The organism is Aquamicrobium segne, assembly GCF_042656785.1.
GTDB classification, from domain to species: domain Bacteria; phylum Pseudomonadota; class Alphaproteobacteria; order Rhizobiales; family Rhizobiaceae; genus Mesorhizobium; species Mesorhizobium segne.
Window position 1 is genome coordinate 109,901 of sequence record NZ_JBHSLL010000003.1, and the last position, 22,847, is coordinate 132,747.

Here is a 22,847-nt window from a genome sequence, read left to right on the forward strand (position 1 = left end):
GTTTCATCGGGCGTCCCCTGTAAACGTGATCCCTTCGTTGAACTCCAGCGATGTCAGCTCCGGGAACTGTTCATAGATAAATTCCATCAGCGCGCGCGCCTTCAGGTTGAGATGCTTCCTCAACAGCACTGCGCGCTCATAAACTCGCGAGAACCCCGGCGATTCAATCAGCTTCTCCGCGAGATCGCCCCCTTGCGGAGTAAGGTCGATGTGGATTGTGCGCCCGTCGGTGCGTACGACTGCGAGGCGGCGTGCCACCAGAATATTGAGGAAGCGGCGATACCGGTGATCCCACGGGCCGTAGCGGTAGCGTATCATCCGCGCTTCGATGGTCAGCCGTTCGAAGTCGTCCACCGGAATGTTTTTGGCGGAAACCCCGCGCGCGATAAGGGCTTTCTCCAAGCATGACGGATAGCGGAGCAGGAAATCGAGTTTCGCCAGCTTGGTGATGCCTTCGATCGCCGCCGGGGCGTCCGGTTGCGAGAAAGCTTTAAGCAGGACGATGATGCGGGCAAGGTGCACGTCCTCGTCCTTGTCCAACGCGGTGACGATCTCGACGAGGTCCAAGCTCATGGCGCGTCCTCGGCTGCGTTGAAGTGCGGCGACCACCACGTCTTGCATTGCTGCGTGAGAAGACCCGCGGCGCCGATCAGATGCTCGGGGCGGCAACCGTGGAGTTGATCACGATCGTCCCTGGCGCGCGCCATCAGGCGTTCGGCAAGCACGCCGAACATCGCCGAACCGTAAGGCTCCCCGCCCTTCTCGGCACCGGCATGCGCCTCGGCGGCTTCGAATTGCACCGCCGCGAGCACGTTATTGTAGCGCTTCGTTGCCTCGTCCGCCCCGTACTTCCGGCTCCATTCGAGGAACAACGCCTCGAAGGAGCGGACACGATCCGCGATGTTCGTGACACGGCCGGCCTCGACGCCGCCCTTTGCTAGTTTACGGAACGCGATCACTAGATCGGAAGGCGCATCAGAGGGCGTTACCAGCGTCGAGACGTTGATATCTTCGTATGGCTTGCTGCCGCTTTTGAACCGGTCGATGACAGCGAGAACGTCGTCTTTGCAGATGCGCTTCCCGGCGAGAAGCTGGTCGTCGACCGCTTGCTTCAGGTCGGTTCCTGGAGCGAACAACTCCGTTATCGCTCCCCGTAGCGTCTTGGCCGACGCCTCTCGCGCGAGTTGGACCAGCGCTTTTGCAATCGCGGCGACCGTGGCATATGGCAATTCCTCTATGCCGGGACACTCGCAAAGTGCCTCCTGCAGGTTGCTGCCTATATGGGTGATTTCCGCTTCGTGACCCCGAATCGTCGTCCTTACAAGGGTGGCAGCGACATTCTGGGGGCTGAGGCCGGTACTGGCAGCGATCCCTTCGACATATTGGCGCAGCGGATTGTTCTCACGCAGGCCTTTGATGCCGCCCCGCTGCCGGAGCGAGTCGAGGAGCCAGGGGAGGTTGTTCAGCGACTGCTCATTCTTCCAGAAGGAATGGTTGGTCGTGAAGTCGAAGCCTTCGAAACAGCCAGGGAATTTCTGGTCCAGCAGGCAAAATTTCCCAAGAGCATTCGTGACCTGTTCCTCGCCAGCCTTGAAGGGCAAGAGCGTAATCTTGCGGGTCTTAATCTGGGTACCAATGAACTTCCCGGCACCGTTCTTTACCAGGAAATCTTCGTGATTCTCGCAGATAATCTCAACGCAGTCTCCTTCTCCGGTAATGAGGCGGATTGCGTTTATCGCAGCATATGTATGCTGATAGTCAAAACGTGCAGAGACGTCGTCACCGGGATCAGCTTTATCCAGAACCAGATCGGGAGATTTCACAACGTCAATGCATAGCCCAATTTCCCACCAATTGCGCATGCTATCCTATCAGAGCCGAGCTGCAAGTATGGAATATGGGTGTTGCTGCGATGGACGAATGGCATTTGCTTGCCATCGAAGTTAACGCAGGTGGATTATTTAGTTCCTTGAAGGGTGCGGGCCTTGCATTTCATCCCGCCGCCTCGCCCTTGAAAAGCTCCACGCCTTGCTCTGGATAGAGGGCTTCAAAGCGCGAGCAGTCCCGGCACCATGCGGCCGCGACCGGCGAAAGCCACTCTGTCATTTTCAGGATGGCGCTATAGTGCTTGGGCAGATTCCAGTAGAGGATTGGCTCATGATGGGCGATGCGGTTGCGTAGCATGCGGATCGGCCCAAGGGGGGTGGAGAAATCCTTGCGCCTGAGACCCTTACCATCCTCGCGCCGTGCTATGTCCTTCAAGGTCTTCTGCCAGAGGTCCTCGTATTCCTTGCCGAGCATGGCAGTCCAATAGCCGAAGGTGAGGGATGCCACCATTCTGCCTGGGGTCTCGTGCTTGCCCTTCTCGGCAAGGTCCTCTCGGGCCTTCTGGAGCATCTCGACCTGGACGTCGTTGCTCTGGTAGGCCTCAAGATCATACCATGTCTCCCCGTACGTGCCGCTCATCACTTGGTGGATGCGGTTGCGCAGTGCCACCTCGAGCATGTGCAGGGGGGTGTAGAGGCTCTCGCATAGGGCCGCGTTGAGGGTGTAGAGCTCAAGGGCGCGGTTGCGGTCCTGCTTGGCCCACCCTAGATAGGTACCGAACCTGTCTGCTGAGAGGGTGGACTCTAGGCCGGGGTATATGGCTGCTTCCATGTCCATGTCACTCTAGGGTTGATTTCTCACCCACCCGGGGTTATATTGAAACCGTAGACCCCGGTACCGTCTCTGCCCTAGGCATGCGGCCGGGGTAATTCTTTTCTGGGGATAGGTCGAGTATTCCCCTAGTCTAACCCTTTGTCTTAGTCCGCTTGCCCCTCGGGGTCTCGGCCTTCTTGCGGGCCTCTTCTTTCTCCTCACGTTCCCGGGTGAAGTCCGGCTCAAGGGCCTTGATCTTAGCGATAAGGCCGTCGAGGCGGTAGGTGTTGGCTCCCCAGTCACCTACCGCGGTCCTGTGCTGCTCCCTCTCGATGAAGCCTGCTTTCTCCAAGGCCTGCATGTTGGCCTTGACGGTGGAGGACTTGATGCCGATCCGGTCGGCCAGTTGCTGCTTGGTCGGGAAAGGGTCACGGCCAGGGGTCCTCAGATACTCGAGGAGTTGGATAAGGATCGAGAACTGGGTCGTGTTGATGCCAAGACGGTGCTGTGCCCGGATCATGATGCTCGGAATGGCAGCGTATCCATGGCCTTTTACCTTCTTCCCCCAGATCTTCTCGAAATTGCCGGGGGTTTCGTCTTCGCTCTTGGGTGGGAACGGGACAACTGTGTTGGGCATGGTCATGGAAAATACTCAGATTCGTTGTGGTGCCCGACAGATAAGGACGCTCCGCCACTGACCGCAATAGGTCGGAGAGGACGAGGTGGGCTAAATTTCTGACCGACGTGCCTACCGTGCTTCCGCTGTTACCGAATAGCCCTAATTCCGTGATCCTAATTAGTGGACAGGTTCTGGGCCCCACCTGGGTCAGGAGGCGCACCCACCGTAGGCTAGGAAACTCACCTACCTCGCAGAGCGCAAACACCCTATGATAGACCCTGCAGCGGACCGGCAGCTTTCAGGAATCCACGACGGTACCCTGAATGGCCGAAATAGGGCGCAAATCCACCGTTGACACTCACCGGCCGAGCGTTGCCAAAGATACAGCAACATCGGTGATCGAGCGGAGCAGCACGAGTGGATCGTCTCGGGACGGGAGGAATCCTCGCCGGCGCCAGAAGGCGGCAGCCTCGTCATCGACCGCGTTGACCATGAGCGCGCGGCCGCCTACGAGGCTGGCTGCATGAACGCAGCGCTCGAGTGCATGTTTCAGGAGACCGGTACCGATCCCGCGTCCGGCCCAGTTGATATCGGTCGCAAGCTGGCCGAGCAGCAGGCAGGGAACAGGATCTGGCGGCTGGCCGGTACGGATGGAGCGTGGCAGCACGTTCGGAACAACGGCCGTAGGCGCAAGACCATAGTATCCGACGACACGTCCAACTTCATGAACGACTAGGACGGCCGTAAAGCCCTTTTCCTGATTGGAAAGGGCGCGAGTCCTGAGCCAATGGTCCAGCGTCGGCTTTCCGCAGCTGAATTCCGAAACGTCGTGAGCTGCGGTGAGAGGCTCGGGCGCCGAAATCGCCACGGCTTAGCGCTTGGCCGTATAGCCGGATTCCCACGGGGCCGGACGCTTTGCCACTTCCACCAATTCGGGCACCGGCGTTCCCGCACCGGATAGCGCTGCCATGAATTCAGCGAAGCCTTCCGAGGTCATACGGATGAGCCCGTTCTCCATCAGCACTTCCTCGGCCGCACGCACGGCCGCGTCGCGCACGAAATCCGTACGCGATCGGCCTCGTAGGCCGGCCGCACGATCGATCATCGCGATGTCGGCCTCGGGCAGACGCATCGAGATCGGATGTTCCTTACGTCCAGCTGTGGTAGCCATTGCGCTCTCCTATTGGAAAGAGAATAGTGGATCGTAGTGCAATATGCAATACACTAGCTGTCGTCTGCTGCCTGAAAGCGTCGACGTTTGCGCTCGGTTAGTTCCACGACTGCGGGAGGAAACCGATACGGCTGCAATAGACGCCGAAGTGGAGCTCATGGGCAACGACGGAAGAGATGGTCAGCGAACCCGTCTCTGTGGATTCGACCCTGCGCAGAAGCGCTTCCGAAAGGTGCCTCACCAGCGCGATCACCGCGTTGATGTCGAAGAGTCCGCAGATCAATGAAACGCTGGGTCGAGATCGGGACGGTGCTGTTCGTTTGGCTGCTCCCTGCCGTCCGCCATGAAGTCGGGACTGAAGCCCCGGTCGATCGCCGCGCGCAGCGAGGCCCAACGTCCAGCCGTACCTAACTTCGGGCGCAGGATCACGGCATCGCCCTCGCGCGTGACCTCGACCTCATCGACGGTGAAGCGGAAATCCTTTGGCAGCAGGACGGCCTGGGAGTTGCCGGCCCGGAAGACCTTGGCAATATGGGACATGGCGACCTCCTGTAGATATACAGCCGTATTATGCGTCTCTCTGGTCGGCTGACACGGGAAGGCTCTCTGGTGTGCGCTTGCACACATCTTGACCTGTCATCCACAAAAGCCAGACACGAAATTTCAATGCTGCAATGGACTACTCTTGACGCCTGCAATACCCGGCGGGGAATACTTTTCGCACCGCCGTTAACGAAGTGAGTTGATAAACTCGACGCCAGCGAGGTCCTTCCCGGTACTCGTGACGACAACGCAGTTGTTAGCTTCGGCCACTGCGGCGATGATCGTGTCGATCGCGCTTCTAGGTCGGCCAGCGGCCTTTCCGTCGGTCATCAAGCGCGCCCAGATCAGGGCGGCGGGCTCGTCGAAGTACAGAACACGACCGGCGAACAACGCCTGCGGACCCTCGGGGCCGCAGAACCAGTCTTCCAGATCGTTGCGTCTCTTGCCTGCCGGCTTTTCGAGAATGCTGCGTCGGATTTCCGCGACCGTCAGCGACGCGATGTAGAGGTCGTCGTCATTCTGATCGGCCATCCACGCGAGGAGCGATTCCGATGGTGACGGCTTGGTGATGTTGCTGATAACGTTGGTGTCGAGCAGGTATCGCATCAAATGTCGGTATCCCGCCCGGCCTCGTGGGAGCGCGTGAGATCAAGGTCAGCCCCGACAAGCGGGGACCGGCGCAGTGCGGCGAGGATGCCGCCTTTCCTTGATTCGTCACCGGCCATGCTTTTGCTGACGGCAGTACGGAGCCGCGAGGCTTCGGGCGTGTCCTCGGTAAGACGTTTGGCGAGTGAGCGGATAAGGTCGCGATCGGAGTCACGGCCGAGCACCTCGAAGCGCACAAGGCCCTTCTCACTGAGGCGAGAGCGATAGTTTTGAATTGCACGGCGCTGCGAGCTTCCCAAGGTTGATCTCCAGAGATATTTCCAGTAATATAACCAGAGAAATCGAAGCACGCAACGTCGCATTGCCGCGCGAAGTCGGCGAAACGCAGGGAGTCGAATCGGTGGTCGATTTGCGGAAGAGAGCGGAACGGCAGGGCCTTGGCGGGTCGCCGATTGTGCGCTGCGGCACGCTGGAATTTGCTTCCTCGTGCTTCCCCCCTGCTTCCCCGCTTTGCGAAGTTGGGCCGGGGAAGCAAAAAGCGCCCCGTAGGGCGCTTGTTAAATGCTTGAAATCATTGCTTATTTTTGGAGCGGGCGAAGGGATTCGAACCCTCGACCCCAACCTTGGCAAGGTTGTGCTCTACCCCTGAGCTACACCCGCTCGCGCAGCATTTACTGCAAGCCGCGCCTATATGGCTTAAGACCTCACCAATTGCAACAGGCAAAAGAAGGCTTTTTCAGCTTTCTACATTTTCCTGCATTTCAGCAGCAGGTTCAAGGCGACATGATTTCCTCAACTGCAAATGAACAAATGGCAATTCCAAAAAATATGCATTTTGCCTTGTTGTTATCATATAGATTAAATAGCACCTGCTGAAGCAGCCGGGAACGGGCAGCACAATTATGACGTGCAGCCTTGATGACCCGGGGCCAGGCCGGACATGGCACAGGGTATTTTGATTATCATGACCACGAGACGTTTTGTGAAACTGGCGCTGTCAAGCGCAATCGGGCTTGGTGCTCTTTCAGCTACCGCATCTGCAAACCCGACATTGCTGTTTGAGTTGAACACCGGCAAGGTACTGGCCCATGAAGATGCCTTCAAGCGCTGGTATCCTGCATCTTTGACCAAGATGATGACAGCCTATGTTGCTTTTCGCGCCATAGAAGCAGGTGAAGCAGCACTTGATTCGCCCATTCGCATGACCCGTAACGCTGCCAAACAGCCGCCCAGCAAAATGGGCTTCAAGACCGGGCAGATCATGCGTCTCGACAATGCGCTGAAGATGATGATGATCAAGTCGGCCAATGATGTGGCGATGGCGATTGGCGAAAATATTGGCGGCACGCAGGCCGATTTTGCTGCACGCATGAATGCTGAAGCTGCCCGTCTGGGCATGAGCGGCACACATTTCGTCAATCCCAATGGGCTGTTTTCGCCTGATCAATATACAACCGCACGCGACATGGCGCTGCTGGTGAGCGCAATACGCCGTGATTTTCCGCAATATAATGACTGGTACACCATTGAAGGGCTGCTTTTTGGCAAGACCCAAATTCCCAATTTCAATCTTCTGGTTGGCCGTTATCCGGGCGCAGATGGCATGAAAACCGGCTTTGTCTGCGAATCCGGTTTTAATCTGGTTGGCACCGCCACCCGCAACGGCCGCACTCTGGCAGCCGTGGTGTTTGGCGAAACAAACGGCGTTACCCGTGCAGAGGCGGTGGCAAAGCTGCTTGATGCCGGTTTTGCCACGCAAGGCCAGGGCAGCGCCACCATTGCATCACTGGTGCCTTATGGCGATATGCAAACACCAACCAATCTGCGCCCCGTGATCTGCAAACCGGCTGATGCGGCAAGCCAGTCAGAAGCCTCAACCGGCCCAAAAAATGCGCAAAAATCCATCTATCAGCAAAAGCTGACCAATCCCAGACTGGTCACCGTTGACCTTGGCGGTGCAACAGGGCCAGTGCCAAAAGCCATGATCGGACGTGTGGAATATGCTGATGTGCCCGTGCCGGGCTGGCGCCCGGATCTGCCACCTCCAGTATTTGCCAACGCCTCGCAAGGTGGTTGATCCAAAGCCATGACCCGCTTTCCCATCCCCGTCACCGTGCTTACCGGCTTTCTCGGTTCGGGCAAGACAACCTTGCTTAACCGCCTGCTGAAAGACCCCGAGCTTAAGGATACGGCTGTCATCATCAATGAATTTGGTGATGTCGCCATCGACCATCTGCTGGTCGAGCAGGCATCAGATGGTATTATCGAGCTTTCGGATGGCTGCCTGTGCTGCACAGTGCGTGGTGAACTAATCGACACGCTGGCCGAACTGGTTGACCGGGTCCAGACCGGGCGCATTGCTGCCTTGTCACGGGTTGTCATTGAGACAACCGGGCTGGCAGATCCGGCTCCGGTGTTGCAATCGATCATGGCCCATCCGGTATTGGTACAGGCTTTCCGGCTGGATGGCGTTTTGACATTGGTTGATGCACTCAATGGTGCATCAACGCTCGATTCCCATCTGGAAGCGGTCAAGCAGGCTGCCATTGCCGATCGCCTCATCATCTCCAAACTGGATATGGGGGGGGCGAGAGAAAATTTGGCGCAACTGACAGCGCGGCTAAGACAGCTCAACCCGTCAGCGCCCATCCTTGATGTCGGCAAGGCAGGGCTTGGCGATCTGTTTGACTGCGGGCTTTATGACCCGCAAAGCAAAAGCGCAGATGTGCGCCGCTGGTTGGGCAAAGCGCAGGACGAGGATTTGCATGGGCATGATTGCGACCATGATGACGGCCATGCGCACCATCATCATCACGATTCTCGTATCCGTACCGATACACTGATCCATGATGGACCGGTGCCGTTTACCGCCATCGAGATGTTTTTTGACCTGCTGCGCTCAACACATGGTGAAAACCTGCTGCGCATGAAAGGCATTGTCGAGCTTGCTGAAGACCCCTCCCGGCCCCTGGTGGTGCATGGCGTGCAAAAAACCCTGCACCCTCCGGCGCGCCTGCCCTTCTGGCCGGATGAAAAGCGCGGCACCCGGCTGGTGCTGATCACGCTCGACATGCCGGGCGATTATATAAAGCGGCTGTTTGCAGCCATCACCAACACACCGCAAATCGACATGCCCGACCGCGCCGCACTGGAAAGCAATCCGCTGGCGATCCCCGGCCAATAAGATGGCCAACAAGATCATGCGCCAGCTTCAGGCTGGCTGAACAACGGACAATGCACCGGCCTTGCCATGCGCATAGCCATCGACCAGCCGCCCCGGCAGGTCGAGGCAGGAAAGCTGAAAACGGGCGTCTTCAGGGCTTAATGCGCCATCAAGCAGAGCGCGATAGATACGCGCCACTTCCACCATGTTGCAATCATGCGGTGACAGTCGCAGCCGCCTCACGCCATGGCGGATCAGCGCTTGCGATGTAAACAATGCGGCATGAACCTCCGCCGACAGGGTTTGCACACCATTGATGGCAAGAAAAGACTGGTCATCGAGCGTATCGACCGCCAGCCCGTCGAGGTCCTGCTCGCAGGTGAACTGGCAAGAATCCTTGTGCAGCCCATGCAGCCTTGCATGATAGCAGCGACCCGACAAAGCCAGTGGCAGACGGCCAAAGGCAAATAGCTCAAATTCGACTTCAGGACAGGCCGCAGCGATAGTGCCTGCCGTTTCCAGTGACAATTCAACCGGCGGGCAGATGGTGGTGACGCCATGGCGGGCCAGAAAACGCGCTGTCGCCTCATTATAGACATTCAAGAACGGGCCGGTAACAAAGGGCCTGCCGCTGCGGGCAGGCAAGGCGGTGATGTCGTTGATCTCGACCATATGCCCGGCTTCACACAAGGCGGCAATGGATTTGCGTTCACGCACTGTGGCCGGGGCCGCCAATGTGGCAAGCACCACTTCCTTGCCGCCGCGCTCCAGCCGCTCAATGATTTCCGGCCAGACGGGATCAGAAAACGGCATGCGCTTGCCGCAAACAACCTCGCCAATATGAACCCGTTCAAAGGCTGCTTCATCGGCAATACGAAAATAGAAATTGCGCAACCGCTCCGCAGGCCAGTGAAAGAATAATGGCCCAAGTGTCAAGGCAACATGCGTCAAGGCAATCTGTGTCGGGGCATCCTGTTGCACGGCCTATCTCCAGATCTTGCGATAAGCGCCGGTGGTCTGGCGGCCACCTTCGGACAGGCTGGCAAGGATGCTGTCGATCTCGGTGGCGTCATGGCCCTGCTCAGCTGCATCGACCGCCTTTTTGAAAGCCCGCACCACTTGCGTGACATAGCCCTTGCCGCGCTGGCGGCCTTCAATTTTCAGGGCAGTCACTCCCGCCTTCTTGAAGGCCACGATCATGCTGCCTGCATTCAGGCTCACCGGATCTTCAAACAGATAGCCTGCCTTGTCGCCTGCCTTGAACCGGCCCTTGCACAGGGTTGGATAACCAGCCGGTTCACCCGGTGCGTAATGGTCGATGGTAAAACCGGCAAGCCGGGCGGCAGTGCCGTCCTTGTCCTCATCATAGGTGACCATTTCAGGCGGAGAACAAACACCGTTGAGATTGGGCGAACGCCCGGCAGCGTAAGACGACAGGTAGCAACGGCCCTCGATCATCACACACAGGCCCCCGAACACAAAAGCCTCGGTCTCGACGCTGATCTGACGATTGAGAGCGGCAATTTCCTGAACGGACAAGACACGCGGCAGCACCACGCGGCGCACATTGAAGGCATCGGCATAAAAACCTATTGCTTCAGGCGTTGCCGCTGCTGCCTGTACAGACAGATGCAGGCGGGTGCCGGGATGCTGGCTGGCCATATGATCGAGCACGGCAATATCGGCAGCAATTATCGCATCAGCCCCGCAAGAAGCAGCCGTATCGGCAGCCCGACGCCATGGATCGGTGTTACCGGCACGGGCAAATGTGTTGATGGCGACCAATACCTTGCTGCCATGCTCATGAGCAAAGGCAATGCCCTCAGCCATTTCCTGAGGCGAGAAATTAAGACCGGGGAAATTGCGGGCATTGGTCTCGTCGCGAAAACCGCAATAGATTGCATCCGCACCTGCCTGCACAGCGGCGCGAAGGGCTGAAGGTGTTCCGGCAGGGCAAACAAGCTCCATGCGGCCATTTGCGGTCATGAAACTGTCCTTTCGGGCCGGGATGCACCGGCAACAAAGCGGCGGGCAAGCAAAAGCCCGTTCAAGATGCCGGTATCGGCAAACCGGGCGACTGCGCCACGCAAGCCAAGCAGGTCTGAAGGGCGCAATTCGGCATCTTCTATGGCATTGCGCAACGCCACCACCGCTTCGGTGCGGCCGCTGACTGTGATAGCGCGATGGAAAAACAGCGCATCGCCATCCAGCGAGCCATCAAGAATACCTAGAAGCAGCAGGATCGGCCCGCGAATAGTGACATCAAAATCGGCAGTGCTTTGCCTGTCCGCTGTCCGCACCAAAGCCGCCTGCCCATCCGGCACCACATGGAAGGCAAAAGGCAGGTCGCTTGGATCAATGAGAAAACGCGCCTTGCTGAATTCGCCGAGCCGCTCAAAAGTCTCGGGCCGCCGCCGGGCCAGCGATCGCAAGGCCTGCGTCAGCAATGGCCCTAATGGCCGTCCGGGAAAAGCCGGCAAAAGCCGAACCAGCCCCGGAAGACTGGCATCCAGGCTGGCATCATCATTGGGGTCCAGGGTCATCGCATCCCTCTGAATTATCGCGGGCGCGGTGACTATAAAAAGGAAAAGGAAAACCTGTTTGCGTTTGGACAAACAAAAGCAAGATTGATTGTCTTTGTTCAAGCGCAATATCTGCCTCCGCTGTGCATGATAGTCGGGAGTCTGCGGTCAGGCAGGGTATTTCTTTCATGTATCAGCGCACACTCCCACCTTTCCCTACTCTGGGGGTTTTTCTTGAATATCTGAAAGCGCAAGGCGAGCTTGAAACCATTGATGCGCCGGTTTCCATGTATCTGGAAATTACCGAACTGCACCGCCGGGTGATTGCTACCCACGGCCCGGCTCTGTGTCTGGCCAAAGCTCAGGATCGGCAGGGCAATAAAGCGCAAATGCCGGTGGTGGCCAATCTGTTTGGAACCCCTTCACGGGTAGCCGCCGGGCTTGGCACAGATATTGAGGGTCTCAAGGGGTTGGGGCAAATGCTGGCCTGGCTACGCTCCCCGCAACCGCCGCAAAGCCTGCGTGAAGCGCACTCATTACTGCCCGCAGCACGCAGCGCCTTGCAGGCGCGGCCAAGGAAAACGGCAAGGCCACGAAAGTGGCGCGATCTTGACCCGGATTTTTCATTACTGCCGGTACAGACCTGCTGGCCGGGAGATGCCGGACCACTGATCACCTGGCCGGTGGTAATCACCCGCCCACCGGGCGCAGATGATCCGGCCAGCTACAATCTGGGTATTTACCGGATGCAGGTGATGGATCGTGACCGGGCCATTTTACGCTGGCTGCCGATGCGCGGCGGGGCAGCCCACCACCGGCTCTGGCAGTCACGAGGCGAAGACATGCCGGTGGCCGTGGTCATCGGCGCCGACCCCGCCACAATGCTTGGCGCCGTCATGCCCGCACCCGAAGGCGTATCTGAACTGGCGCTGGCGGGGATGATTGCCAACCGGCGCGCCAGCATAGCGCCCTGCGCCACCATTCCGCTGCATGTGCCCGCAAGTGCCGAGATCATATTGGAAGGCACGGTCTCACCGACAGAGGTTGCGCTGGAAGGACCGTTTGGTGACCATACCGGCTATTATAATGAGGCTGAATCCTATCCGGTTTTTACGCTGAAACGACTTTGCCTGCGCGATCAGGCCCATTATCTGACCACTTTTACCGGTCGTGCACCCGATGAGCCGTCTGTTTTGGGTATCACGCTTCTGGAGGTCTTCAAACCATTGCTGCGGCAGGCGATCCCGGAAATCATCGATATATGGATGCCGCCGGAAGCCTGTTCCTACCGGATTGCCGTCATTTCCATTGCCAAGACCTATGCCGGACAGGCGCGGCGCGTCATGATGGGGTTTTGGGCATTGCTGCCGCAATTTTCGATGACCAAGACGATTATCGTGGTTGATGATGACATTGATATTCGATGCTGGGCAGATGTGATGTGGGCGGTTTCCACCCGCATGGATGCTGCACGCGATCTGCTGGTCATCGACCGCACCCCGGTTGATCCGCTTGACTTTGCCTCGCCGCTTGAAGGGCTGGGTGGCAAGATGGGTCTTGATGCGACAAGGAAAATCGGCACGGAGACCCGCCGTAACTGGCCAGACGGACTTGTCATGGATGCATCGATTGCCGAGCAGGTTACGTCTCGCTGGCATGAATTTTTTCCGTCAGATATCTGACGGCAAAATACTCCAAAACCAAACTGCAGGCAAAAAAAGGGCCGGACTTAAAAGCCCGGCCTAAATATGGAAAGTTGAAACCTTCCAGAGGGGAACGTGCCTGGCGCAATGGGAGGAGAACGCCCGGCACGACTGTCAGATAGGATGATCGCATTCGTGGATCAAGCCTTTGTCTACTAATTTAGTAGATTAAAATGTCGCAGCCCGATTTTTGCATTTTGCAAATAACAAGGCGCTGTCTTTTTTCCAAAATCAGCCCACTGTTTTTGCTCTCCCCTCAGGAGGTCAGGAGGGGCGGGTAAACACATAAATCAGGCCTGTCAGCATGAGGGCTGCCACTGAAAGCGCCAGCAATGGGCCCGGATTGCTGCCAAACCAGAACAAGAAAAAGCCAAGTCCGGTACCAATCAGCGCCATCATCTTGGCCTTGCGCGGAATGGCGCCGCGCAAACGCCAGTCACGCAGCAAGGGACCGAAACGGGGATGGTCAAGAAGCCAGAGTTCCAGACGTTGTGATGATCTGGCAAAGCAGGCCGCAGCCAGGATCAGGAATGGCGTGGTCGGCAGCACCGGTAAAAATGCGCCGATGAAACCCAATGCGACAAAGAAAAACCCGAGTGCGAGAAAGACATAGCGCATGAAGGCCGAAATCTGTTGGAGTTCTGTGCGGGGCTGTTGTTCAGCTTGCATGGGTCTGTCAGCCTTGCATTATAAAAGCGTGTGAAGAAATAGTGTTGACGCCTGCCACCATCAAACACGAACAAGCCTCAATCAAGTGGACAAATCATATCAGCTTTAATCCTGTAGCAAGGCGACCCGGCAATCTGGCAAGAACTGAACATGGTATTTGCCCGCTTCGTCTTTTCCGGTTATGAGGCGCTGGCTTTTTGTTTAGCCCCATTCATGCAAGACCAGATGACGTCATCTGGTCTTGCAAAATACTCAACGGGATTTGAGCGATGACGGATCGGGACGCCAACGCCGAAATGCAAGCCACACTTCTCTCCAGAGCGCTGCCTTATATGCAGCGTTACGAGAACAAGACCGTGGTGGTCAAATATGGTGGACACGCCATGGGCGACACTGAACTTGGCCGCGCCTTTGCCCGCGACATTGCCCTGCTCAAGCAGTCTGGCGTCAATCCCATCGTCGTGCATGGCGGAGGGCCACAGATCGGTGCGATGCTGGAGCGCATGGGCATTGAATCCAAATTTGAAGGCGGTTTGCGCGTGACTGACCAGAAAACGGTCGAGATCGTGGAAATGGTTCTGGCTGGCTCCATCAACAAGGAAATTGTCGCTCTTATCAATTCCGAGGGCGAATGGGCGATTGGCTTGTGCGGCAAGGATGGCAATATGGTCTTTGCCCAGAAAGCCCGCAAAACCATCAAGGACCCCGATTCCAATATTGAGCGCGTTCTGGACCTTGGTTTTGTCGGTGAGCCGGTGGAGGTAGACCGCACTTTGCTCGATCTGCTGGCCCGTTCTGAAATGATTCCGGTGATTGCCCCGGTAGCGCCCGGTCGCGATGGGCACACCTATAATATCAATGCCGATACTTTTGCCGGAGCCATTGCCGGCGCGCTGAATGCCACGCGCCTGTTGTTCCTGACCGATGTTCCCGGTGTTCTGGACAAGAACAAGAAGCTGATTGATGAGTTGACCGTCTCGCAGGCGCGCAAGCTGATTGCCGATGGCACGATTTCAGGCGGCATGATCCCGAAAGTGGAAACCTGTATCGAGGCGATAGAGCGTGGCGTGGAAGGGGTGGTGATCCTCAACGGCAAGACCGCCCATTCCGTGTTGCTCGAGCTCTTTACCGAGCATGGCGCAGGCACGCTGATTGTGCCTTAAAACACGATCCTGAGAAGTTGCAGACTCTTTGGATAAAAGAGTGCTCTAAAGCATTTCTTGTTTTTATGGAAACGGATGAAATACTCTAATTTCTTGTTTTAGCCGCATTTCTGCGACGCCAGACGATTCCGTCTGGCTGCAAAATGCTCTAAAGCATTTTAAAAAAAGCAAAACTGTCGGTCAGGCTGCTTTCGCATTTTTCTTGTTCGGGTCAAATATTACCCGATTGCGACCACGTTTTTTGGCTTCATAAAGCCGCTGATCCGCAATCCGCATCATGTCTGAAATGGTTGCTCCCGGTTGCCATATGGCGCCGCCGATTGAAACTGTCAGCGGCACGATCTGGTTATCTTCGGCCTGAAACTCAATCTTTTCCACCTGCTGGCGGATACGCTCTGCAATAAGAACAGCCTCTTTTTCACAGGCCCCGGCCAAAAAGACGGTGAATTCTTCTCCCCCAATCCGGCCAAGCATATCACCGGCACGAATGGCTTCATGCAGTGCGCTGGCGATATGGCGCAGGGCTTCATCACCGACAAGATGGCCAAAACGATCATTGATGGATTTGAAGTGATCGGCATCAATGATCAGCAGTACACCTGCATCGGTCTTGCGCCTTGTCTTTTCCAGACTGCCAAAGAAGCTTTCCCGATTGAGCATGCCTGTCATATCGTCCCGGCGCGCTTTTTCCATCAGGCGCTGATGCGCAATGGCAAGTTCGGCATGTGCAAGTGACAGCCTGTTATTTTGCCAGATCATGTAGCTTGTGGCGGGCCATGCAATAATCAGCGGGCACAAGATACACATGAGCAGGCCCAGCGTTCCCAAAGTGGCGCCGAAAAATGGCAGGATCACTATCGCAAGCAGCACTGAACTTGCTGCCGAGGCCAGTGCAATTGCCAGAGCCTTGATAATCACATGCAACAACTCTTTTCCCTCTTTGTGGCGATTGCGCCCGCAGCCATTTTTGTCCATGGACCAGAAGCTGGATGAACCTGCAATGAATGGGGAGCCAAACCCGGTTTTTCATGGCATAAGTCAACCATGGTACAAGTTCCTGACATTTCCCGATTCGCCCATGTTACAGATTGGGTTTTTGATCTCGACAATACGCTTTACCCGCACCACACGAACCTGTTTTCACAGGTCGATGCGCGCATGACGGCCTATGTTTCAGAGCTTCTTGCATTGTCGCGCGAAAAAGCCCGTGAATTGCAAAAGACCCTCTATCGTGAATATGGCACCACACTCAACGGATTGATGAATCTCTACGGCATTGATCCCGATGATTTCCTCATGAAAGTGCATGACATCGACTATTCCTGGCTCAAACCGGATCCGGTTCTGGGCGCTGCCATTCACCAGCTTCCGGGGCGTCGCTTCATTTTCACCAATGGTGACCGCACCCATGCTGAACGCGCTGCACGTCAGCTTGGCATTCTTGATCATTTTGACGATATTTTTGATATTGTAGCTGCGGATCTGACGCCAAAGCCTGCCCCGGCGCCTTATGAAAAATTTACGAGCCTGCATTCGATCATCGGCACAAATGCGGTGATGTTTGAAGATCTGGCCCGCAATCTGGCTGTGCCGAAGAAGATGGGCATGACCACCGTGCTTGTTGTGCCCAATAATTTTGAGCCGGTATTTTCTGAAATCTGGGAAAGCGATCCGGATGAAGAAGATGATGTCGACTATGTAACAGATGACCTTGCCGGGTTTCTGACCCGAATTGTCACGGCAAGCCGGTAAGGGGAGCTGTTACAACCTTTATATGCCTTTCAAAGACTGTAGAATTTCCTGATGATTTCCCACGCCTCGGAAGCGGTGTCGACATAGTCGATAATGTCCTGATCACCGGGGCTGATAACGCCCTGTTCAGCCAGATAATCGAGATCGACAGCGCGGTTCCAGAAGGTCTTGCCAAACAGGATGACGGGCACCCGCTCCATGCGACCTGTCTGGATCAGTGTCAGCGTTTCAAACAGTTCATCCATGGTGCCATAGCCACCCGGAAAAACCGCAATGGCCTTGGCGCGCATGACAAAATGCATCTTGCGGATCGCAAAATAGTGAAAATTGAAACACAATTCCGGCGTCACATATGGATTAGGCGCCTGTTCATGCGGCAGGATGATATTAAGGCCGATGGAAGGGGCGCCAACATCATCGGCTCCGCGGTTTCCCGCTTCCATCACGCCCGGTCCGCCGCCTGTCACCACCACAAATTCACGATAATAGGTGGAGGCTGAATAGTCCGAGCAAAGGCGGGCAAATTTGCGCGCTTCTTCATAATAGACACTGTTGAGTTCAAGATTGCGCTTTTGCGTCTCGTTTTTGGCAGCCCACGCATCGCCACCCGGTTCGGGCAGACGGGCTCCACCAAATAAAATAACCGTGGAGCGAATGCCCCGTTCGGTCAGGGTCATTTCAGGCTTAAGCAATTCAAGCTGGAGACGAATGGGACGCAACTCACGCCGCGTCATGAAATCCTCATCGCTCCAGGCAAGGCGATAGGTTGCGGCGCGTGTCTGTGGGGTATCAGGCACGTTTCGCACCTGCTCCAGCGTTTCGTCAGAGTGAGGTAATGGCGTCCAGCCTGTCTTTTCTTCTGGATTCATCATGCAATATCCTAAAATCCCTGCGCCCTGACCCTGAAAAGTTGCAGACTTTTCGGATAAGATCATGCGTATAAACAAAAGCTTGAAGCATGATGACGATTCAAGAAAAAATCATCATGCTCTACAGCGTTTCCAACCGCCGCCAAAGAAACAAGAAATGCCCTGGCTGCAATTGACCCTCACCATGCCTTCAAATAGGGTCCGCACGGCTTGCCATTCCGTTAACAATCGCCTCACAAGGCTTGCGCAGGAGCAATAAATGCCGCAGCCCGATCTGGCAAATCTTCAAATTACAATCCATACACTGCTCAGAGGCTGAAACGTGACCGGCTCTCAACGAATTTTCTGGCTTTTCTTTGGCACATCAGGGCGCATTAGCCGTCGTGTGTATGTCATGGCCTGTGCGCTTTCTTATATGGCCCGTTTTTTTACCGCCTATCAATTCGTGCGCTATTCGACGGAAACAGAGCCAAGCACAGGCTGGGCCATGCTTATGCTGGCGGCAATCCTTGCATCATTGTGGAGCAATGTGATGCTATCGATCAAACGGCTGCATGATTGCAACAGGCCCGGCGGCTGGGCGATATCCACATTATTGCTTGATATTCTGGCCGTTGGAGTGCTTGCCTTCATGTCAGGCACTCCCGGACCCAACCAGTACGGAAACCGCACAGACAGCCCACACTAAAGCATTTTGCGAGCACAGATGGCACCATCTGACGAAAGCACAAATGCGGCAAAAACAATAGTTTAGAGCATTTCATCTGTTTTCGTGAAAACAAGAAATTCTCTAGCGGCCTCCAGCCGCAACAAGGATCTGCTCAATCTCCTGATAACCGGCCTGACGGGCATGCTGTAACGGCGTCACGCCATTGCCATCGGCCAGATTGACATTGGCCCCGGCCTTGACCAGCAATTCAACAATCTGCTGGTGGGAGAGGCCACCATCCCCCAGAATGACGGCCTCTAAAAGAGCCGTCCAGTGCAGATTGTTGACGTGATCAACATCTGATCCAGCCTCAATCAGGGTTTTGACCGTCTCGACATGACCGCGCTCGGAAGCTGGGATCAGCGCCGTACCGCCATAGCGATTGGTGCTTTTCAGATCTGCCCCATGCGCCAGTGTCAGCTTGAGAATATCAAGATGGCCGCGCGCCCCGGCATAAAGATAGGGGCTGTCATGGATATTATCCTTGGCATTGACATCAGCCCCCGCCTCAATCAGCACACGCGCCGCATCCACTGCATTGGCATGGGTGGCAACAAGAAGCGCGGTGGCGCCGCTATCATTGCGGCTATCGATTTTTGTACCCTCAGCCAGAAGCCGGGTAACGAGAGCAGCGTTGTTCTTTCCGGCTGCATCATGAAGTTCCATTGCGCTCACGGCTGATCCTGCTCCGATAAAAAACACGGTGATGACAAACAACACTGCAGCTGTATTACGGATGATTCGACAACACATATTGGAATTCTCCCACAAGCTTTTTGCAGTCAGATACACCGGAAAACGCAGTAGAAATGCGGCAAAAACAAGCCATACATCTGAAAGCCATGATACACTTGAGGGAAGAAAAAATTGTGAGGCCAGGGATATGGAATTCAAGCTCTGCATGGGATAGAAAAGCTGCGGGGGTGATTTGATGATGATCACAATAAAAGGTACCCTTATGATTCGTACTCTCCTATTGGCCTCTGCCTTTCTGATCCCTGTAGCTGCTTCGGCACAGGACCTGCCAACAGCCCCTTACCTCCCGCTTGAACTGGCCATTCAGGCTGCCGACGCTGCGCTGATGACTTGCGCTGCTGAAGGCCACAATGTCAGCGTTGCCATTGTGGCGCGTGATGGTTCAACCAAGGTTTTGTTGAAAGCCGATAATTCTGGCCCCCATACAGGCGCCAGCGCCACCGGCAAGGCTTTCACCTCCGCTGCCATGGGCCGCGATACGGCAGGCCTGGCCGAATTCATCGCCGCCAATGCGGCCAATGACGGCTTGCGTGACATGGACAGCCGCATGGTCATTCAAGGCGGCGGTCTGGCAATCAAGTTTGACAAGGCGCTGGTCGGTGGCATTGGTGTTGGCGGTGCACCCAATGGGGATATCGATACCAATTGCGCTAAAGCTGGCCTGATGGCCATCGGTGCCGCCACCGAATAAGGCTTGTTGACAAAATTATAAGGCGGCTCGCCCCTTGTGCGGGCCGTTTTATTTTAAAGCATTTTGTGAGTACAGATGGGTTACATCTGACGTTACAAAAATACATCGAAAACAAGAGCTTAGAGAATTTTATAGTTGAAATAACAGCGAGAAACTGGAGCGGGTAGCGGGAATCGAACCCGCACGTTCAGCTTGGGAAGCTGACAAGCTACCATTACATCATACCCGCATCAGGCTTAAAGCCTGTCGCTTTTCTTACAAAAAAGCTTATCCTGCTTCAAGATCAGGATTTTAGAGCTTTTGCAATCAAATGAAATTATTTGACTGCAAAATGCTTTAACGCCGCCGTGACAGGCGCGCACTTTCAACCGCAATGCCAAGCAGGGCCTGACGCACAAGTGCTGTGCCAAGTTCCGGCCGACGGCGGGTTTGCAGCACAGCCATGTGTAACCGCAATAAAGCTCGCTCTATGGAATGTCGATTCCAGCGTTCCAGCGCACGCTCAACCAGCTTTCGCCGTGCAAAAAAGATCGGCGGTCTTGCAGCACTTACCACCGAAACAGCATTGCGCCCCTCATCTTCCATGACGCCACGCATGGCATGAAGCGCATGAAACTGACGCATCATGCCAGAAAGCGCTAAAAATGGCTGACTTCCCGACTGACAATGGCGTGTAAAAGCGCTGTCAAAATCACTCACACGCCCTTCCAGAATCGCATCAACGGCATCATCAAGCGATTGCCCCGACACATCGCCGGTCATCAGCAGGACATCCTCAACGGAAATTTCCGCCTGACCTTGCGCATAGAGCGTCAGTTTCTGCAATTCAGCACGGGTGGCAAGGCGATCCCCCCCCAGATTGCGACGCAATACCTGACGCGCATCCGGCCCCATGCTCATACGCGCCTGACGCAGTTCATCATCAATCAGCGCTTCAATGTCACGGCTCCCATCCGCATAGCACGGCAGGGCCATTGCGCCTTTTCCTGTCTCCACGACAGTGCGCAATGGAGCATTTTTCTTCAACTCGCTTGCCTCAATCAAAATGAGCGCATCACGTGGTGGTTCGTGAAGCAAAGCCTTCACCTCATCGGCAAATGCCTTTTGGCCCGGCGCATTGCGAACCCATAGCAAGCGACGATCAGCAAACATCGGTACTGTGCGGGCTTCCTGTGAAAGCCGCCCTTCACCTTTTTCCACATCCCCCCCATCCAGTTTCACCACGCTGAAAGGATCGTCCAGCGGCAAACCGGTACCGACAGCAAAGGCTTTAGCCCGTTCCGCCACCAGCCCTCGATCAGGACCGTAAAGAAGAATGAGAAAAGTCTCACGATCCGGCCTTGCCAGCCAGGCGTCGACTTCATGTGCTTTTTTCTGCGCCATGAAAGGCTTCTAAAACATTTTGCAGTCAGATGGAAATTAGAGCATCGGACCGAAAAGTGGAATCGGTTTTCGGATTATTCCGATGCTCATTCAAAGTGTTAGAGCGTCCTTTGTGCGTCCGATTGGACGCACGGCGCTCTAAGCGCAGCACAAAGGCGGCTAAAGCTTCAGCTTGCGGCACAGATCGTCAAGCTGATCCAATGTCTTGTAAGCCACCCGCAATTCACCGCCCCGTTGCTTGTGCGCAATGACAACCTTCAAGCCGATTGTATCAGTCAGCAGTTTTTCCAAAGCCAGCGTATCCGCATCTTTTTCTGCCGGACCAGCAGTCCGTTTCTGATCTGCAGAACTGCTTGCGGGTGTTTGGGCAAGCGCTTCTGCCTGACGCACGGAAAGCCCTTCTTCAATAATGCGTCTGGCCAGCCCCACCGGGTCTTCAACCGTTACCAGAGTGCGCGCATGACCAGCCGACAACGAGCCATCAACCACCAGATCCCGGATAACATCCGGCAGCTTGAGCAAGCGCAGCGTGTTGGCTACATGGCTGCGGCTTTTGCCAATCACCTGGCCCAGATCCGCCTGACTGTAACTATGCTCTTCAATAAGCTGTTCATAACCCAGCGCTTCTTCGATCGGATTCAGATCAGAACGCTGCACATTTTCGACAATGGCCAGTTCCAGTGCCGTGCGATCACTAACCTCACGAACAATGACCGGAATTTCCACCAGCCCGGCCCGCTGCGCCGCCCGCCAGCGCCGCTCTCCGGCAATGATTTCATAGCGCCCCGTCGAGCCCGGCGCTGAGCGCACCACCACCGGCTGAACAATACCGTGCTCACGAATGGATTGTGCAAGATCGGTCAGTTCGGCCTCCCCAAAATGGCGACGCGGATTGCGCGGATTGGGGGCAACAAATTCAATCGGCACCTTGCCATCTGCCTTCGTTACCGGCGCCTGTGCCTCGGCTGGCCGGTCAATTTCACCAATCAGCGCGGCCAATCCCCGGCCCAGTCTTTTTCTTGAAGGATCTTCGTTCATAGCCAACCAAACCGTTTCACTACCGAATCATTATTGTCTGCCCCCTCAGGCCGCCCGCAAACGCCGTTCCTGACGGATAACTTCCGAGGCCAATTGCAGGTATGCCTGACTTCCCGAGCATTTCAGATCATATAAAATTGCCGGCTTGCCATAGGAAGGCGCTTCCGACACCCGCACATTCCGCGGAATAACAGTCTCATAGACCTTTTCGCCCATATGGGCGCGCACATCCTGTACCACTTGATTGGCCAGATTATTGCGCCCGTCAAACATGGTCAGCACAATGCCCTGAATTTCCAATTGTGGATTGATGGAGCCACGCACCTGCTGAACGGTTTGCAGCAACTGGCTCAACCCTTCCAGCGCAAAAAACTCACATTGCAGCGGAACCAGCACAGAATCTGCCGCCGCCATCGAATTCAACGTCAAAAGGTTCAGCGAAGGTGGACAGTCGAGCAATATATAGGTGAAAGGCTCAGAGCGTTGTGATGCCACCCGCAAGGCATTTCGCAGCCGCAATACGCGATCCGGCGCTGCTGCAATTTCCATTTCAACACCCAGAAGATCAAGCGTTGATGGAACGATCCAAAGCCCTGGAACCTCCGTCTGAACCGACGCCTGCTCAATCGTCGCATTTGCCGTCAGCACATCATAAGATGAAATCAAACGGTCCTTGCGATCGATACCCAGCCCTGTACTGGCATTACCCTGCGGATCAAGATCAACAATAAGAACTTTCTCGCCAATAGCTGCCAGTGCGGTTGCAAGATTGATCGCGGTGGTCGTCTTGCCGACGCCGCCCTTCTGATTCGCTACAGTGATGATACGCGGAGTGTTGCTGATCATTCTT

The 22,847-nt window shown here is 55.7% G+C and carries 26 protein-coding genes and 2 tRNA genes; 7 read left to right on the forward strand and 21 right to left on the reverse strand.

The window, feature by feature from the left end; genetic code table 11:
• Positions 1–3: 3 nt before the first annotated feature.
• The 10 genes from ACFPLB_RS00945 to ACFPLB_RS00990 all read right to left on the reverse strand — a co-directional run bounded on the left by ACFPLB_RS00945 (position 4) and on the right by ACFPLB_RS00990 (position 6,239).
• Positions 4–573 carry a hypothetical protein gene (locus ACFPLB_RS00945; protein WP_378227372.1) on the reverse strand — a complete coding sequence of 190 codons (570 nt, stop codon included), beginning with the start codon at positions 571–573 and terminating at the stop codon, positions 4–6.
• The gene (locus tag ACFPLB_RS00950; RefSeq protein ID WP_378227373.1) at positions 570–1,862 is read right to left on the reverse strand and encodes a dsDNA nuclease domain-containing protein; all 1,293 of its coding nucleotides are present in this window, start codon (positions 1,860–1,862) and stop codon (positions 570–572) included. The genes ACFPLB_RS00945 and ACFPLB_RS00950 overlap by 4 nt, the downstream gene beginning before the upstream one ends.
• A gap of 130 nt (positions 1,863–1,992) precedes the next feature.
• On the reverse strand, positions 1,993–2,664 hold the full coding sequence (locus ACFPLB_RS00955) for an Abi family protein (protein ID WP_354193232.1): 672 nt from the start codon (positions 2,662–2,664) through the stop codon (positions 1,993–1,995).
• Between the two features lie 127 nt (positions 2,665–2,791).
• Positions 2,792–3,283 (reverse strand): LexA family protein, encoded by a 492-nt coding sequence (locus ACFPLB_RS00960; RefSeq protein ID WP_378227374.1) that lies wholly within the window; start codon positions 3,281–3,283, stop codon positions 2,792–2,794.
• A gap of 334 nt (positions 3,284–3,617) precedes the next feature.
• A complete protein-coding gene (locus tag ACFPLB_RS00965) occupies positions 3,618–4,127 on the reverse strand; it encodes a GNAT family N-acetyltransferase (RefSeq protein WP_378227375.1) in 510 nt (169 codons plus the stop codon).
• A 3-nt stretch (positions 4,128–4,130) separates the two neighbouring features.
• Entirely contained in the window at positions 4,131–4,430 is a 300-nt protein-coding gene (locus ACFPLB_RS00970) for a type II toxin-antitoxin system TacA family antitoxin (RefSeq protein WP_378227376.1), read from the reverse strand.
• A 279-nt stretch (positions 4,431–4,709) separates the two neighbouring features.
• Complete coding sequence (locus ACFPLB_RS00975; RefSeq protein ID WP_378227377.1) at positions 4,710–4,970, reverse strand: antitoxin; 261 nt, start codon at positions 4,968–4,970, stop codon at positions 4,710–4,712.
• Positions 4,971–5,159: 189 nt separating this feature from the next.
• Positions 5,160–5,579 carry a PIN domain-containing protein gene (locus tag ACFPLB_RS00980; protein ID WP_378227378.1) on the reverse strand — a complete coding sequence of 140 codons (420 nt, stop codon included), beginning with the start codon at positions 5,577–5,579 and terminating at the stop codon, positions 5,160–5,162.
• Positions 5,579–5,878 (reverse strand): hypothetical protein, encoded by a 300-nt coding sequence (locus ACFPLB_RS00985; RefSeq protein ID WP_354151914.1) that lies wholly within the window; start codon positions 5,876–5,878, stop codon positions 5,579–5,581. Before ACFPLB_RS00985 ends, ACFPLB_RS00980 begins: the two co-directional genes overlap by 1 nt.
• A 286-nt stretch (positions 5,879–6,164) precedes the next feature.
• Positions 6,165–6,239, reverse strand: a tRNA-Gly gene (locus tag ACFPLB_RS00990).
• Between the two features lie 304 nt (positions 6,240–6,543).
• Here ACFPLB_RS00990 and ACFPLB_RS00995 point away from each other — a divergent pair.
• Together ACFPLB_RS00995 and ACFPLB_RS01000 are read left to right on the forward strand one after the other, a co-directional pair.
• A complete protein-coding gene (locus ACFPLB_RS00995) occupies positions 6,544–7,656 on the forward strand; it encodes a D-alanyl-D-alanine carboxypeptidase family protein (RefSeq protein WP_378227379.1) in 1,113 nt (370 codons plus the stop codon).
• 9 nt (positions 7,657–7,665) lie between these two features.
• A complete protein-coding gene (locus ACFPLB_RS01000; protein ID WP_378227380.1) occupies positions 7,666–8,763 on the forward strand; it encodes a CobW family GTP-binding protein in 1,098 nt (365 codons plus the stop codon).
• A 27-nt stretch (positions 8,764–8,790) separates the two neighbouring features.
• Here the strand turns inward: ACFPLB_RS01000 and ubiV are convergent, their stop codons facing one another.
• From ubiV to ubiT, 3 genes are read right to left on the reverse strand one after another with little or no spacing between them, the layout of a single operon-like run.
• Positions 8,791–9,693, reverse strand: a complete 903-nt coding sequence (gene ubiV / locus ACFPLB_RS01005; RefSeq protein WP_378227423.1) for a ubiquinone anaerobic biosynthesis protein UbiV — start codon at positions 9,691–9,693, stop codon at positions 8,791–8,793.
• A gap of 33 nt (positions 9,694–9,726) precedes the next feature.
• The gene (gene ubiU, locus ACFPLB_RS01010; protein ID WP_417281647.1) at positions 9,727–10,710 is read right to left on the reverse strand and encodes a ubiquinone anaerobic biosynthesis protein UbiU; all 984 of its coding nucleotides are present in this window, start codon (positions 10,708–10,710) and stop codon (positions 9,727–9,729) included.
• Positions 10,711–10,724: 14 nt separating this feature from the next.
• Positions 10,725–11,285 carry a ubiquinone anaerobic biosynthesis accessory factor UbiT gene (gene ubiT / locus ACFPLB_RS01015; RefSeq protein ID WP_378227382.1) on the reverse strand — a complete coding sequence of 187 codons (561 nt, stop codon included), beginning with the start codon at positions 11,283–11,285 and terminating at the stop codon, positions 10,725–10,727.
• Between the two features lie 167 nt (positions 11,286–11,452).
• On the opposite strand from ubiT, the gene ACFPLB_RS01020 reads away from it, so the two are divergent.
• Positions 11,453–12,946 carry a UbiD family decarboxylase gene (locus tag ACFPLB_RS01020; protein WP_378227383.1) on the forward strand — a complete coding sequence of 498 codons (1,494 nt, stop codon included), beginning with the start codon at positions 11,453–11,455 and terminating at the stop codon, positions 12,944–12,946.
• A 285-nt stretch (positions 12,947–13,231) separates the two neighbouring features.
• Here ACFPLB_RS01020 and ACFPLB_RS01025 read toward each other — a convergent pair whose 3' ends face one another.
• Positions 13,232–13,585, reverse strand: coding sequence for a YbaN family protein (locus ACFPLB_RS01025; RefSeq protein WP_378227424.1), 354 nt, complete (start codon positions 13,583–13,585; stop codon positions 13,232–13,234).
• Positions 13,586–13,905: 320 nt separating this feature from the next.
• Between ACFPLB_RS01025 and argB the strand changes: the two genes are divergently transcribed.
• Positions 13,906–14,799 (forward strand): acetylglutamate kinase, encoded by an 894-nt coding sequence (argB, locus tag ACFPLB_RS01030; RefSeq protein WP_378227384.1) that lies wholly within the window; start codon positions 13,906–13,908, stop codon positions 14,797–14,799.
• A 180-nt stretch (positions 14,800–14,979) separates the two neighbouring features.
• Here the strand turns inward: argB and ACFPLB_RS01035 are convergent, their stop codons facing one another.
• Complete coding sequence (locus ACFPLB_RS01035; protein WP_378227385.1) at positions 14,980–15,717, reverse strand: GGDEF domain-containing protein; 738 nt, start codon at positions 15,715–15,717, stop codon at positions 14,980–14,982.
• A 126-nt stretch (positions 15,718–15,843) separates the two neighbouring features.
• On the opposite strand from ACFPLB_RS01035, the gene ACFPLB_RS01040 reads away from it, so the two are divergent.
• Positions 15,844–16,551: a pyrimidine 5'-nucleotidase gene (locus tag ACFPLB_RS01040; RefSeq protein WP_378227386.1), complete on the forward strand. Its 708-nt coding sequence runs from the start codon at positions 15,844–15,846 to the stop codon at positions 16,549–16,551.
• A 29-nt stretch (positions 16,552–16,580) separates the two neighbouring features.
• Here ACFPLB_RS01040 and ACFPLB_RS01045 read toward each other — a convergent pair whose 3' ends face one another.
• On the reverse strand, positions 16,581–17,420 hold the full coding sequence (locus ACFPLB_RS01045; RefSeq protein ID WP_378227425.1) for an LOG family protein: 840 nt from the start codon (positions 17,418–17,420) through the stop codon (positions 16,581–16,583).
• A gap of 322 nt (positions 17,421–17,742) precedes the next feature.
• Here ACFPLB_RS01045 and ACFPLB_RS01050 point away from each other — a divergent pair, with 322 nt between their 5' ends.
• The gene (locus tag ACFPLB_RS01050) at positions 17,743–18,108 is read left to right on the forward strand and encodes a DUF805 domain-containing protein (RefSeq protein WP_378227388.1); all 366 of its coding nucleotides are present in this window, start codon (positions 17,743–17,745) and stop codon (positions 18,106–18,108) included.
• 102 nt (positions 18,109–18,210) lie between these two features.
• Here ACFPLB_RS01050 and ACFPLB_RS01055 read toward each other — a convergent pair whose 3' ends face one another.
• The gene (locus tag ACFPLB_RS01055; RefSeq protein ID WP_378227426.1) at positions 18,211–18,795 is read right to left on the reverse strand and encodes an ankyrin repeat domain-containing protein; all 585 of its coding nucleotides are present in this window, start codon (positions 18,793–18,795) and stop codon (positions 18,211–18,213) included.
• Between the two features lie 292 nt (positions 18,796–19,087).
• Between ACFPLB_RS01055 and ACFPLB_RS01060 the strand changes: the two genes are divergently transcribed.
• Positions 19,088–19,576, forward strand: coding sequence for a GlcG/HbpS family heme-binding protein (locus ACFPLB_RS01060; RefSeq protein WP_378227389.1), 489 nt, complete (start codon positions 19,088–19,090; stop codon positions 19,574–19,576).
• A gap of 155 nt (positions 19,577–19,731) precedes the next feature.
• Here ACFPLB_RS01060 and ACFPLB_RS01065 read toward each other — a convergent pair.
• The 4 genes from ACFPLB_RS01065 to ACFPLB_RS01080 form a co-directional block, all read right to left on the reverse strand.
• Positions 19,732–19,805 (reverse strand) — tRNA-Gly (locus tag ACFPLB_RS01065).
• Positions 19,806–19,912: 107 nt separating this feature from the next.
• A complete protein-coding gene (gene holA / locus ACFPLB_RS01070; RefSeq protein ID WP_378227390.1) occupies positions 19,913–20,959 on the reverse strand; it encodes a DNA polymerase III subunit delta in 1,047 nt (348 codons plus the stop codon).
• A gap of 159 nt (positions 20,960–21,118) precedes the next feature.
• Positions 21,119–21,997: a ParB/RepB/Spo0J family partition protein gene (locus tag ACFPLB_RS01075; protein WP_378227427.1), complete on the reverse strand. Its 879-nt coding sequence runs from the start codon at positions 21,995–21,997 to the stop codon at positions 21,119–21,121.
• A gap of 45 nt (positions 21,998–22,042) precedes the next feature.
• Positions 22,043–22,843 (reverse strand): ParA family protein, encoded by an 801-nt coding sequence (locus ACFPLB_RS01080; protein WP_378227391.1) that lies wholly within the window; start codon positions 22,841–22,843, stop codon positions 22,043–22,045.
• Positions 22,844–22,847 lie beyond the last annotated feature (4 nt).